Origin of the sequence: Tenacibaculum profundi (assembly GCF_052050075.1) — a bacterium.
GTDB lineage: Bacteria > Bacteroidota > Bacteroidia > Flavobacteriales > Flavobacteriaceae > Polaribacter.
Genome location: NZ_CP197225.1, coordinates 406405 through 420850, shown reverse-complemented (window position 1 = coordinate 420850; position 14446 = coordinate 406405). Strand labels below are relative to the sequence as shown.

General features: G+C 32.7%; 9 protein-coding genes. 5 read left to right on the top strand and 4 right to left on the bottom strand.

Going from position 1 to position 14446, the window contains the following annotated elements; all coding sequences use genetic code 11:
- Nucleotides 1–78 precede the first annotated feature (78 nt).
- The 4 genes from ACSIGE_RS01540 to ACSIGE_RS01525 all read left to right on the top strand — a co-directional run bounded on the left by ACSIGE_RS01540 (nucleotide 79) and on the right by ACSIGE_RS01525 (nucleotide 6763).
- Nucleotides 79–2340 carry a hypothetical protein gene (locus tag ACSIGE_RS01540; protein ID WP_440881036.1) on the top strand — a complete coding sequence of 754 codons (2262 nt, stop codon included), beginning with the start codon at nucleotides 79–81 and terminating at the stop codon, nucleotides 2338–2340.
- 115 nt (nucleotides 2341–2455) lie between these two features.
- Nucleotides 2456–5170 (top strand): DNA gyrase/topoisomerase IV subunit A, encoded by a 2715-nt coding sequence (locus ACSIGE_RS01535; RefSeq protein ID WP_440881035.1) that lies wholly within the window; start codon nucleotides 2456–2458, stop codon nucleotides 5168–5170.
- Between the two features lie 49 nt (nucleotides 5171–5219).
- Nucleotides 5220–5906, top strand: coding sequence for an aspartate/glutamate racemase family protein (locus ACSIGE_RS01530; RefSeq protein WP_440881034.1), 687 nt, complete (start codon nucleotides 5220–5222; stop codon nucleotides 5904–5906).
- Nucleotides 5906–6763 (top strand): mechanosensitive ion channel family protein, encoded by an 858-nt coding sequence (locus ACSIGE_RS01525; protein WP_440881033.1) that lies wholly within the window; start codon nucleotides 5906–5908, stop codon nucleotides 6761–6763. Before ACSIGE_RS01530 ends, ACSIGE_RS01525 begins: the two co-directional genes overlap by 1 nt.
- A 95-nt stretch (nucleotides 6764–6858) precedes the next feature.
- On the opposite strand, the gene ACSIGE_RS01520 is transcribed toward ACSIGE_RS01525, so the two are convergent.
- From ACSIGE_RS01520 to hutH, 3 genes are all read right to left on the bottom strand, one after another.
- On the bottom strand, nucleotides 6859–7170 hold the full coding sequence (locus tag ACSIGE_RS01520; RefSeq protein WP_440881032.1) for a DUF6787 family protein: 312 nt from the start codon (nucleotides 7168–7170) through the stop codon (nucleotides 6859–6861).
- A gap of 479 nt (nucleotides 7171–7649) precedes the next feature.
- On the bottom strand, nucleotides 7650–9647 hold the full coding sequence (locus ACSIGE_RS01515) for a urocanate hydratase (protein WP_440881031.1): 1998 nt from the start codon (nucleotides 9645–9647) through the stop codon (nucleotides 7650–7652).
- Nucleotide 9648: 1 nt separating this feature from the next.
- Nucleotides 9649–11145, bottom strand: coding sequence for a histidine ammonia-lyase (hutH, locus tag ACSIGE_RS01510; protein ID WP_440881030.1), 1497 nt, complete (start codon nucleotides 11143–11145; stop codon nucleotides 9649–9651).
- 78 nt (nucleotides 11146–11223) lie between these two features.
- Between hutH and ACSIGE_RS01505 the strand changes: the two genes are divergently transcribed.
- A complete protein-coding gene (locus ACSIGE_RS01505; RefSeq protein ID WP_440881029.1) occupies nucleotides 11224–12111 on the top strand; it encodes a LysR substrate-binding domain-containing protein in 888 nt (295 codons plus the stop codon).
- A 21-nt stretch (nucleotides 12112–12132) separates the two neighbouring features.
- On the opposite strand, the gene ACSIGE_RS01500 is transcribed toward ACSIGE_RS01505, so the two are convergent.
- Nucleotides 12133–14439, bottom strand: coding sequence for a DNA topoisomerase 3 (locus tag ACSIGE_RS01500; RefSeq protein ID WP_440881028.1), 2307 nt, complete (start codon nucleotides 14437–14439; stop codon nucleotides 12133–12135).
- Nucleotides 14440–14446: the final 7 nt, after the last annotated feature.

The window sequence follows — 14446 nt, the reverse complement described above, 5'->3', positions numbered from 1 at the left end:
GTTTTTTTTTTAACATTTTACTTGTATTTTAGTGCATATACTTTAATTAAAGTGCTTTAATCAATATAAAATGTAAGAATGAAAAATAAAAGTAGGATTTCGAAAACGCTTTTCTTAGTAATTTTTTTTGTGTGTTTTTCCTCGATACATGCTCAAATAGATAAATATGCGTTAATGTCATTACCTTCATTGACTACGACTGAAATGAATGGTATTATTAGCCCTAATACAGGTAGTATTGTATATAACTCTACAGAAAGTGCAATTTATTATTTTGATGGAAGTTCCTGGAGAATTACTTCTAATGATAATTTAGGTAATCATAATGCAACAACAAGACTTTGGATGGATGGATATGAAATTCAAGGAGCCGGTAATAACACACTCATTAATGGTCTTGAAGTAGGTGAAGTTGGCCATGGAGGTAATTGGCTTGGTATAGCGAATAGAAATAGAGCAACTATTTCTGGCTATGCATTAATTCAAAATGATGCAGGTACTACATATCTTAATGCAGAATCTGGTCAACGAATTAGTTTTCGATTAGGAAATTCTGAGAGCGCCACCATGTTATCTTCGGGTAATTTTGGTATTGGAACATCAACTCCTGAATTTAAATTAGAAGTTTCAGATAGAATGAAGATGGGGGGAATTAATGCGGGAACATGGATTGAAGCAGGAGCAACTGATTGGTTTCTTGGTAGAGAAAACACAAATTTTCGACTTTGGTATAATGGTAATAGGCTTTCTCTAACAACTGCTGGAAATTTATGGAATGCTGGTACTACTACTATTGGAAATCTACCTGTAGTAAACAGTGCTACTTATGCAACGGTAACGGAAAATGATGGGATTCTAAAAAAACAGACTTGGGCAAGCATAAGGGATTGGATTGTTGGAGCGGTACCTTCTTCTGCAGATAACCTAGGAAACCATTCGGCTACGACCTTTTTAAATATGCAAAATAATGATATTATTGATGGGAGTACCATTACAGCAGGTACTTCTGGAGAAGGACTAGCATTAATAAATGAAGGAAATGCTTCAAACGCAGGTTATCTTGGAATTCATAAATCCGATGGAAATCGTTTAGGGTATATTGGATGGCACAGTACAAATTTGAATTATCGGGCAGAGGAAGGGGGACACTCTTTTCGTTCGGGTAATTTGGCAGCAGGAACGCCTGTTGTAAAAATGTACGGAGATGATAATAAACGAGGTGGAATTTTAGAATTAGCAAATAATAATGCCTTTTGGGGATCTAATCTAATAATTTCTAATGGTTTTGCTGGGTCCAATGGAAAAGATGTGTTGTTTAATGTAGGGGGGCAAGAGGTAGGTTATTTTTCAGGAAGAAATGGAGGTGATGGCTATTCTGGCTTATTATATAATAGCTCAATAGGAAGTCATTATTTTACTGGAGGAAATGTTCGTATATCTAACTTACCTTCGGTTACAAGTTCCACCTATATTGCTGTTACAGAAAATGATGGAATGCTTAGAAGACGATCTTTAGAAAACATTAAAGATTATATTGTAAATGAAGTACCTTCTTCCGCAGATAATTTAGGAAATCATATTGCAACGACAACACTCATGATGAATGGAAATGAAATTCAAGGAGCTGGTAACAATACACTTATAAATGGTCTTGAATTAGGTGAAGTTGGTCGTGGTAGCACTTGGCTTGGTATAGCAAATAGAAATAGAGCAACTAATTCTGGATATGCCTTAATCCATCATGATGATGGTACTACTTTATTAAATGCAGAAACAGGTCGTAAAATAGGGTTTAGAATAGCTAATATTGAACAAATGACTATGAGTGCTGCAGGAAATTTTGGTATCGGTACAGCTAATCCTAACAGAAAGCTTGAAATTAACAGCTCAGGAACTCCTCCTATCCGATTGAGAGAACAGCGAGCAAATCAATCACCAACGTTAGGAAATGAGGCTCACCATGTTTTGGTAGTAGATAATGCTGGGGATGTAAAAACAAAATTAGTCGGGCGAAGTTATACACCAAATGATTGTGGCTGTACTGCGGGTTCACTCCCTTTTACTTTACCATCGAATTTACTCGAATTTACCTTAGCTGATGCTAATTGGGCAGGAAATAGTCAAGGAAATACGACTTTGGCGGATTTTATTTTACCTACTCCAGCAAACGCAAGAGCTGCTGGTCATTCAAATGGAGATGTTGTGATTATTAATCGAAATTCAGGTTGGAATGTTGTTATAGGGATGGCCAACACCAATTTAACTAGTAATTATTTAGTACCTCCAGGGACTAGTGTAGGTTTTATTCTTGGAAGTCAAAGATGGTATCGGATCTTCTAAAGAAAATAGTAAGTTGAAGAAAAAAAACCACTTATATTCCTTGTGATTACAGGTATTTTTTCTAATTTTCACCATCCAAACCGCATCATAAATATACCCTAAGTCGAAACGTTATATGAGTGAAGACAACAACAATTACGAGCGTGAAGAAGAAGCTCTAAGTTCATCACCTGAAAATACAGAAACTATTACGAAAGTTACAGGAATGTATAAAGAATGGTTTCTTGATTATGCATCTTATGTGATTTTAGAACGGGCAGTACCTTCAATCGAAGACGGTCTTAAGCCTGTTCAAAGACGTATTATGCACTCTATGAAAGATCTAGATGATGGTCGTTATAATAAAGTAGCTAATATTGTTGGTCATACTATGCAGTATCATCCTCATGGAGACGCCTCTATTGCAGATGCTATGGTTCAAATGGGGCAAAAAGAACTTTTAATAGATATGCAAGGGAACTGGGGTAATATACTAACAGGAGACAGGGCCGCTGCCTCCCGTTATATTGAAGCTCGTTTATCTAAATTTGCTTTAGATGTAGTTTTTAATCCGAAAACTACAGAATGGCAACTTTCTTATGATGGCAGAAAAAAAGAGCCTGTAAACCTTCCTGTTAAATTTCCATTATTGCTAGCCCAAGGAGCCGAAGGAATTGCTGTAGGATTATCTACTAAAATTCTTCCTCACAACTTTAATGAACTCATTGAAGCTTCTGTAAAATATTTAAAAGGAAAGAGTTTTACAATTGTTCCAGATTTTTTAACGGGAGGCATAGCTGATTTTACAAATTATAATGATGGTAAAAGAGGAGGAAAAGTTCGTGTAAGAGCAAAAATATCCCAACTAGATAAAAAAACACTTGTTATTACTGAAATTCCTTTTGGGACTACTACTACATCGCTAATAGATAGTGTTCTCAAGGCAAATGATAAGGGTAAAATAAAAATAAAGCGTATTGAAGATAACACAGCTGCATCGGTTGAAATACTAGTGCATTTGCCACCTAATGTATCTCCTGATAAAACGATTGATGCATTATACGCGTTTACAAATTGTGAGAATTCTATATCACCTTTATGTTGTATTATAGAGGATAATAAGCCTGTATTTATAGGTGTTTCTGAAATGTTAAAAAAGTCAACCGATTTTACGGTAGCTTTGTTAAAAAAAGAATTAGAAATTCGTTTAAATGAGCTTGAAGAACAATGGCATTTTTCTTCACTTGAGAGAATTTTTATAGAAAACAGGATATATAGAGACATAGAAGAAGTTGAAACATGGGAAGGTGTTATCGAAGCTATTGATAATGGATTAAAACCACACACAAAACACTTAAAAAGAGCAGTAACCGAAGAAGATATTATTCGTTTAACAGAAATTCGAATAAAAAAAATATCAAAGTTTGACATAGATAAAGCCAAACAGTTTATTGAGAGTTTGGAAGATCAAATAGCAGAACTTAAAAATTATTTAAATAATTTAATAGCTTTTGCTATTAATTATTTTAAAAATCTAAAAGAAAAATACGGTAAAGGAAAAGATCGTAAAACTGAAATCCGGATTTTTGATGATATCGTTGCAACAAAAGTTGTTATGAGAAATGCCAAGTTATATGTTAATAGAGAAGAAGGGTTTATAGGAACTTCTTTAAAAAAGAATGAGTATATATCGGATTGTGCGGATATAGATGATGTCATTGTTTTTAAAGATAATGGTACTATGATTGTTACTAAAGTAGCTTCAAAAACATTTGTAGGTAAAGGAATTAACCATATTGCTATATTCAAGAAAAAGGATAAGCGGACAGTTTATAATATGATTTATAAGGATGGTGCCAAGGGACCAAGCTATATGAAACGTTTTAATGTAACCAGCATAACTAGGGATAAAGAATATGATTTAACAAATGGTAATAAAGGTTCCAAAGTATTATATTTTTCTGCTAATCCTAATGGAGAAGCAGAGGTTATTACTATTTTATTGAGAGCCGTAGGAAGTATAAAAAAGCTTAAGTGGGATATTGATTTCGCAGATTTAGCAATTAAAAGTAGAAGTGCTAGAGGAAATCAGGTTACTAAATACGCCATCAAAAAAATAGAATTTAAGTCTGCTGGTGTTTCTACTTTACGACCAAGAAAAATATGGTTTGATGATACTGTTCAACGATTAAATGTTGATGGAAGAGGCGAACTTTTAGGTGAATTCCGAGCTGAAGATAGAATATTGATAGCTATGCAAAGTGGAAAGATAAAAGTTGCTATACCTGATTTGACAATGCATTTTGATAGTGATATGATTGTTCTAGAGAAATGGACTCCTAAAAAACCTATTTCAGCTATTTATTTTGATGGAAATAAAGAGAGATATTATGTTAAACGATTTTTAATTGAAGCTATTGACAAAGAGGATACGTTTATTTCTGACCATGTTAAATCAAAATTAGAAATAATTACTACAGATTATCGTCCTATAGCAGAAATCATATTTTCTAAACGAAGTTTAGAAAAATTAGAGGTTAATTTTGAAGAGTTTATTGCAATTAAAGGAATTAAAGCTTTAGGAAATCAATTAACCAATGAAAAGATAAAAACTGTTAATTTATTAGAGTCTTTACCGTTTGAAGAACCTGAAGAGCATATTGAAAATATTAATGTTGAAGAAGAAGAGGTAGTTCAAGAAGGGGTTTTACCTATAGAAATCGAAAAAAAAGAATCTAAAGAGTTTGAGGAGACTAAAGAAGATAAGGCTAAGAAAGCTTTAAATAGAGCCCTACAAAAAAAGAAAAAGAATACGTCGGATGATGAAGATAGTCAAACAGCTTTATTTTGATTGAATTTTTAAATAAATAAAATACATTTATCGTAATGTAAAAAAGAATATGAAAGCAATTGGATTAATAGGAGGTGTTTCTCCGCAATCAACAATTATGTATTATGAAATTCTTAATACATTAGCTCAAAAGCACTATGGAAGTAATCATTCGGCAAAAGTTATTATTAATTCAGTTGATTTTGGTGAGATTTCAAAATTAGCACAAAAAGATCGTTGGGATATTTTAAATGACCTCATGGCAGAGGCAGCGATGAGTTTAGAAAAAGCTGGAGCTAACTCTATCTTAATTTGTGCAAATACAATGCACCTTACAATTGAGGCAGTTAGAAAGAAAGTGTCTATTCCTGTATTACATATAGCTGAAGTAACTGCAGAGAAAATAAAAGAAAAAAAAATATCAAAAGTCATTTTATTAGGCACTAAATACACAATGGAAAAGAGGTTTTATATAGATATTCTTAATTCATATAATATTGATGTAGTGATTCCAAATGAAGATGCCAGAAGACTTGTGCATAACGTTATATATAAAGAGCTTTCTCAGGGTATTTTGAATAAAAGCTCTAAAAATAGCTACAAAAGTATTATTTCTAATTTAGCAGATCAAGGTGCTGAGGGAGTTATTTTAGGGTGTACTGAAATCCCTTTATTAATAAAGCAAGAAGATGTATGTATTCCTATTTTTGATACAACAAGTATTCATGCATCTAAAGCATTTCAATTATCGATATGATGAAAGAATTACTATTTCAATACCGATTTGATTTAGACTCATTTTCTGGAATTCTAGGTTATGTACTGATTGTTATCTTCTTTTCATGGATAATTTCAAGAATTATTCGTTCACTAATGGTTATTCTTATTAATCATAGCAAGATGGATCGATATGGTAGAACAAGCATTCAATTCTTTCGAAATTCAATAAAGTTTTTTATAGGCCTTTTATGTATTATTTATATTATAATTACAGTACCTACATTTAGAAATAAAGCAGCCTTTATTTTTTCAGGAGCCGGTATATTAGCCGCTATAATTGGTTTTGCAGCACAAGCCGCTTTGTCTAATTTAATAGCAGGAGCTTTTATTGTCATTTTCAGACCTTTTAGAGTAGGGGATTATATTAAATTAGATGAGGCTAGAGTAGGTATTGTTGAAGATATTACTTTAAGGCACACGGTTATTAATAATTTTGAGAATAAAAGGTTAATTATTCCCAATTCGGTAATCAGCACAGATTCTGTATTGAATCATACTATTGAGGATTCACAAATACTGAGTTTTAATAATTTTAAAATAGGTATCAAAGCTGATATTAATTTGGCGCGCCAAATTATTCAAGAAGAAGCATTAAAACTTCCTAAAGTAATTGATAATAGAACTCCTGAAGAAATAATAAAAGATATAAATCAAATAGATGTTCGTGTTATAGATGTATATCCTGATCATATTCATATAAGAGCTTATGTATGGATTTGTGAACCTTTTTCTGAGTTTAAAATTAAATGTGCTTTAAAAGAGGCAGTACATAAAAGGTTTATTGTTGAGGGAGTAGACTTACCTATTCCTATCATAAAACGTTTAGCAATTTAGCTTAAACGGTTAGAGAAACATATAATTTCTTTATTTCTTTCAAAAGGAAATTACCAACTTAATTAAGTTAGTAAAAAAGGTACATATTGTGTTCTTTATTCTTTTGTTCTAAACAAAAAACCTAAACCGAGTCTACTTAAAAATTTTTTTTCAAACGCCCAAAAGAATTTAAACTGACCAAACAACCAACCGACTAAAGGTAATGTAGTTTGATAAATAGGAAATATTAGTAGGATTCGTAATGGCCAAAAAAGCCATGGTGATACTGTTTGAGGAGATAAACCAATGAATTCTGTGATTGGTTTTGCAACCCAAGCAGCAAAAGAACCATTAATCGCGAATACAGTGAAAATAGCAATTAATTCTAAATTACTATTAATGCCCCATCGTTGTTTTAATCTATCCATTCTGCAAAAATAGATAAAACTTGAAAAGAAGGCAAATTCAAAGATAATTAATGCAATAATAGAAAATGATCTAAAACGATTTATAACTTTAAATTGTCGTAATAAAATATTTTTTCCTTTCTGATTTATTATTGGAAAAAATATGGTTGCAGTAAGCTTTAGCTTCGTTGTATATAAATAAGAAAAAAACGATCTTTTTTTCTTATAATTAATTCTAAAGATTTATTGGTATGACTTTAAGATTTGAGTGTTTTTTAAAAAAATAATAAAATTAATCTCCATGGTATCTATACTAAAATAATACACAAGCTTAATTTACAAAGTACCTAATCATAATTCTCTGTTTAACAGAGCCTGTTTTATGTTAAGATGTGAATATTTAATATTTTAAATATAGATTTTTTAAATAGTGACGTAAGAATTTTACAACTAAAAAAGGAGAATCTAAGAAATAAAACCTCCTTTTTTAGTTTTTGAAATTAAAATAAATTTTCCAATAGAGAATCCTCTACTAAGTTTGGAATTGTTACTTTTAAAGAAGGTGTACGTTTCATTTCACGTTTTATGGCAAAAAGTGCTTCTTTGTTTCTAGCCCAGCTTCTCCTTGCTATTCCGTTATTTACGTCATAAAACAGCATCTTTTTTAAGCGAGCATCAGCTTCTGGAGTTCCATCTAAAAGCATTCCAAAGCCTCCGTTCATTACTTCACCCCATCCAACACCTCCACCATTGTGTATAGATACCCAAGTAGCCCCTCTAAAGCTATCTCCAATCACATTGTGAATAGCCATATCTGCTGTAAATTTACTGCCATCGTAAATATTGGAAGTTTCTCTATATGGAGAGTCTGTTCCACTTACATCATGATGATCTCTACCTAAAACAACAGCACCTATTTTACCTTCAGCAATGGCCTTATTAAATGCTTCAGCTATTTTAGCACGTCCTTCTGCATCTGCATATAAAATACGGGCTTGTGACCCTACTACCATTTTATTTTTTTTGGCATCTTTGATCCAGGTAATATTATCTTGCATCTGTAATTGAATTTCTTCAGGTGAGTTTTCCATAATTTCTTGTAAAACTTTAGCGGCAATCGCATCAGTAATATCTAAATCTTCTGGTTTTCCTGAAGCACACACCCAGCGGAATGGTCCGAAACCATAATCAAAACACATAGGACCTAATATATCTTGTACATACGATGGGTATTTAAAATCAATATTATTCTCCGCCATTACATCTGCACCTGCTCTGGAGCTTTCTAATAAGAAGGCATTTCCATAATCGAAGAAATAAGTCCCTTTCTCGGTGTGCTTATTAACAGCTTCAGCATGACGACGTAAAGTTTTTTGTACTTCTTTTTTAAAAACATCTGGTTCTTCACGTAAAAGCCTATTTGATTCTTCATAAGAAATATCAGCAGGATAGTACCCTCCAGTCCAAGGAATGTGTAATGAAGTTTGATCCGAACCAACATGAATAAAGATATTTTCTTCATAAAAACGTTCCCAAATTTCTACTACATTTCCAATAAATGCAATAGAAACAACTTCTTCTTTCGCTTGCGCAACACGAACACGACTTACTAAATCATCAATACTATCGATTAAAAGATCTACCCAACCTTGTTCATGTCGTTTGGTAGCTGCTTTTGGATTCACTTCTGCAGCTATAGTAATACATCCAGCTATATTTCCAGCTTTTGGTTGCGCTCCACTCATTCCACCTAAACCAGCTGTTAAAAAGATTTTTCCTTTAGGTGTATCTCCTTTTTGTAATATCTTTCGAAAAGCATTCATTACAGTAATTGTAGTACCATGAACAATTCCTTGTGGGCCTATATACATATATGATCCTGCTGTCATTTGACCATATTGCGTCACTCCCAAAGCATTGAATTTTTCCCAATGATCAGGTTTAGAATAGTTAGGAATCACCATTCCGTTAGTAACAATAACCCTGGGTGATTCTTTAGAAGAAGGGAAAAGTCCCATTGGATGACCAGAGTACATATGCAACGTTTGTTCATCTGTCATGGTTGCCAAATATTGCATTGTTAACAGGTATTGCGCCCAGTTTTGAAAAACAGCCCCATTTCCTCCGTAAGTAATCAACTCTTCAGGGTGTTGAGCTACTGCTGGGTCTAAGTTATTCTGTATCATTAGCATTATAGAAGCAGCCTGTAATGACTTTGCCGGGTATTCCTTAATAGCTCTAGCATAAATGGCATAATTAGGTTTAAAGCGATACATATAAATCCTTCCAAAATCGTTGAGTTCTTGAGCAAATTCTTTAGCTAACTCATCATGCCATTTTGAAGGAAAATAACGTAAGGCGTTTCTTATTGCCAATTGCTTTTCTTCTTTAGATAAACTATCTTTTCTTTTTGGAGCTCTATTGATTTTTTGTGGATATTCTCTTTTTTTTGGTAATTCCGAAGGAATTCCTTGTAGTATTAACTCTTTAAACGTCATATTAAGCTACTTTAAATGCTTGTTTTTTTATCAATTCAATTAAGGCATAGATGTCGTCCTTTAAAACTCTATCCTCCTCTAATTTGTCTACCTTGCTTCTTATTAAGGAGAAATTTTCTTCTATAATTTCCGAAAAAGTATTTGGTCTTCTAAATTCCATAGCCTGAGCTGCATACATAAACTCAATAGCAAATATTTTTTCTAAATTTCCTAGTATTTGATTGAACTTTCTACCTGAAATACTTCCCATAGAAACATGATCTTCTTGTCCCATAGAAGTCGGAACACTATCTGCAGAAGGAGGGAAGCATAATGATTTATTTTCTGTAACCAAAGAAGCTGTAGTGTACTGTGGTATCATAAAACCAGAATTTAAACCTCCCGCTGTAGTAAGTAATCGTGGTAATCCATATTGTCCTTCTAAAAGTAAGTAACATCTTCTATCTGATATATTGCCTAGCTCCGAAGCAGCGATTGAGGCATAGTCTAAAGCCATTGCCAAAGGCTGACCATGGAAGTTTCCTCCAGAGATAGCCTCTGTTTCACTTAATACAATTGGATTATCAGTTACAGAATTCATTTCAATTTCAGCCAATTCTTTTAAGTGCGAATATGCATTTCTTGAGGCTCCATGAACTTGTGGCATACAACGAATTGAATAAGGATCTTGAACTCTTTGACAATTACCACCACTGTGCGAATTTAAATTTTCCGAGCCATTCAAAAGCATTCGTATTCTTTCTGCTACTTTTAAATTCCCTGCAAAAGGTCTTATTTTATGCAAAGCTTCTTTAAATGGAGAAGAGCTTCCTTGAAATCCCTCTAAACTCATCGCTCCTGCTAGATCAGCAAGATCCAGAAGGTATTCCATTTTTTTTAATCCAACAACGGCATGGGATAAAATAAATTGGGTTCCATTAATAAGTCCTAGTCCTTCTTTTGCACTCAATTCAATTGGAGTTAAGTTATGAATTTTTAAAACTTCTTTAGCTGTTTTTATTTGATTTCCTACCCAAAATTCACCTTCACCAAAAAGAGGTAAAAATAAATGGGATAAAGGTGCTAAATCTCCTGATGCTCCAACAGAGCCTTGTTCAGGAACCACGGGTAACAGGTTGTTTTCGATAAAATAATTAATTCTATCAATGACAACCAAACGGACCCCTGAAAATCCTTGAGATAATGCATGAACCTTAGTTATCATCATTATCTTAGACAAAAATTTATCTATTGGGTTTCCAACGCCGACAGCATGTGTAATTAATAAGTTTTTTTGAAGTAAACTGGTTTCTTCTGGTGAGATTTGAGTATCACAAAGAGGGCCAAAACCAGTATTAATGCCGTAAACCGCTTTATCTGATTCTGCCATTTTTTCTACCTTCTTCCTACAAGAAGTTATATTGGCTATTGCTTCATTTGAAAAAATTCCCTTTAATTCTCCATTTGCAATTGCTATTACTTTATCTACCGTTAGGGTATCTATCCCGTATTTAAACATATTTTTCCTCTTAATTTTTACAAATTTATTGTTATTTTTGATAAACAACAATATCAATTTTATTCCATATTAATAACTATGGGTTATCAATTAGAGTATAGACATCTTAAATATTTTATAGCTGTTGCTGAGGATTTACATTACAGGAAGGCCGCAGAAAAATTATTTATTTCTCAACCAGGTTTGAGTAAACAGGTAAAACAATTAGAAAGTCATTTAGGCGTTCAACTGTTTGAGAGACATAATAGGCGTGTTGCTTTGACCAAAGCAGGAGAGTATTTAAAACAGGAATTGACTAAAAATTTAAAGAGTCTTGATAATATTTTAAATCACGCAAAATTAATTAGTACTGGTAAAGATGGTAATTTAAAATTTGGTTATGTAGGATCTGCTATGCAAGATATTATTCCCAGTTTATTAGTAAGATTAAATCAACAGTACCCTAATATTTCATTCAGTTTAAAAGAAATGGATAATCATAATCAAATCAAAAGTTTGTTGTCTAATGATATTGATATTGGTTTTGTGCGTGTGGAAAAAGTACCTAAAAGTATTGAGCGAAAAACGGTTTTAAAAGAATCTTTTTGTTTGGTTTTACCCAAAGGACACAAAAAAAACGCTTATAACTTTAAATCATTAACTGAATTTCAAAATGAACCATTTATTTTATTCGATTCAAAATACAGTGTTTCTTATTACGAAAAGGTAATGGAGATATTTGCTCAATTTAAATTTACCCCTATTATTTCTCATAATACCATTCATGCTGAATCTATTTACAAACTTGTAGAGAACGGATTTGGAATTTCTATTGTGCCAAAATCTTTAACAAAAACGAATTATACGGGAATTCAGTTTATTGAGTTAAACCGTATTCCCCAAAGAACCACGTTATCGGCTGTTTGGAGTAAAGAGAATCGAAATCCAGTAATCCAGAATGCGATAAATTTGTTACATACATTTTAATTTATATCCTAATTTTTAAGATTATTCTGATATGATTTTATATACTAATTCTTTAGTAAGTGGTTTCCCTTTTGCTTTAGTTTTTATATCTTCAAATGTATAGGTAAAACTACATCCTTTCTTATAGTTTGAACAACCATAGGCTGCTTTACCTTTTAAGAGATTACCCTCTTTACATTTAGGACACTTTACCGAGGTATTTTTGTTATTTACTTTTTGCGTTGTACTATTCTTTTTAGGCTCTAGTTTTAAAACATAATGCTCATCAAATCGGAGTAAAGCTTCTATTTTACCTTGATCTGTTTTCCAACCTTTTAAATTAGTGGTGCATCCTTTATCAATTAGTCGAGTGATTTGACTTTCCGAGATTTTTTTCCCCATAAATTCAAAAGGTAAGGTAAGTTTACAACCATTTCCATATTCAGAGCAGCCAAATGCTTTTTTACCTTTTAAAATACTTCCTTTTTTACATTTTGGACAAACTTTTCCTACAACAACTTTCTTTTTTGGTACGGTTTTGCTTTTTTTTCTTGCTACATTCGACTCAGACATATACGAAATACGTTGGGTTTTATTACTTGATCTAACTTCATACACAAGATTATCAACCATTTTTTTCATTTGTTTAATAAAAGTACTCGCATGGTAATCTCCGCGTTCAATTTCTTTCAATCTTTTTTCCCACAAACCTGTAAGTTCTGCTGATTTTAATAGTTCATTATCGATTACATTTATTAAGTCAATGCCTGTTTGCGTTGGTATAATTAATTTTTTTTGTCTCTCAATATATTTTCTTTTAAATAAAGTTTCAATGATGCTTGCCCTTGTTGACGGTCTTCCAATACCGTTTTCTTTCATTAATTCACGCATTTCATCGTCTTCAACCTGTTTTCCAGCAGTCTCCATAGCTCTTAATAAGCTGGCTTCAGTATAGTTTCTTGGTGGTTTTGTTTCCTTTTCTAAAAAAGAAGGTACATGAGGGCCTTTTTCTCCCTTTTCAAAAGTAGGAAGCACGCCAGATTCTGAAACCTTTTTTGAAGAATTTTCTGTTTCAAAAACAACACGCCATCCTTTTGTTAACACCTCTTTTCCTGTAGTTTTAAAAGAAACATCATCAGCTTTTCCAGTTACCGCCGTATTTGCGATATCACTATCAGGATAAAAAACAGCAATGAAACGACGAACAATGATGTCATATACTTGTTGCTGGTTATATTGAAGTTTTATTTGTACTCCAGTTGGAATAATGGCATGGTGATCTGTTACTTTCTTATCATTAAATACTTTGGTCGATTTTCTTATTTTTTTTTCTAATAGAATCTGTGTTAAACTTGCATACGCTGTTAAATTCTTTAAAATCCCAGGTACTTTAGGGTAAATATCATTAGGAAGAAATGTGGTGTCTACTCTCGGATAAGTAACTACCTTCATTTCGTAAAGCTTTTGAACTATTTTTAAGGTATCATCTGCTGAGAAACCAAATTTATTATTACAATACACCTGTAAACCTGTTAAATCAAATAGTTTAGGAGCGTATTCTTTTCCTTTTTTCTTGGTAACTGAGGTAATTTCAAATTCTGCCTTTTTAACTTTGTCAGCAAAGTTTTCACCTTCTTCTTTTCTTTTAAAACGACCTTCTTCACAATTGAAAAGCGTTTCGCGATAGGTTGTTTGTAACTCCCAGTAGGGTTGAGGCTCAAATTTTTTAATCTCAGTGTAACGCTCTACTAACATAGCCAATGTAGGAGTTTGTACCCTACCAATAGACAGAACTTGTCGATCTCTTCCAAATTTAACTGTATAAAGCCGTGTTGCATTTAAGCCTAATAACCAATCTCCAATTGCTCTGGAATATCCGGCATAGTATAAATTGTTATATTGTTCTTCACTTCTTAAGCTTTTAAAACCTTCTTTAATTGCTTCTTCTGTAAGAGAGGAAATCCATAAACGTTCTACTTTTCCTTTGTAATTCGCCTGATTAATTACCCATCGTTGAATTAATTCTCCTTCTTGGCCCGCATCTCCACAATTGATAACAACAGATGCTTTATCAAATAAGGATTTTATAATCTTAAATTGTTTTTGAATGCCGCTGTCTTCTGATACTTTTGTATTAAACCTTTCGGGAAGCATCGGTAAATTGTTTAGATCCCAACTTTTCCAGTAAGGTTTGTAATCTTTTGGTTCTAAAAGCGTACATAAATGGCCAAATGTATAGGTAACAGCATAACCATTTCCTTCAAAATATCCGTCATGTTTGGTTTTGGCACCTAAGATATTAGCTATTTCTCTGGCAACACTGGGCTTTTCGGCAATACAAACCTTCATTCACTCT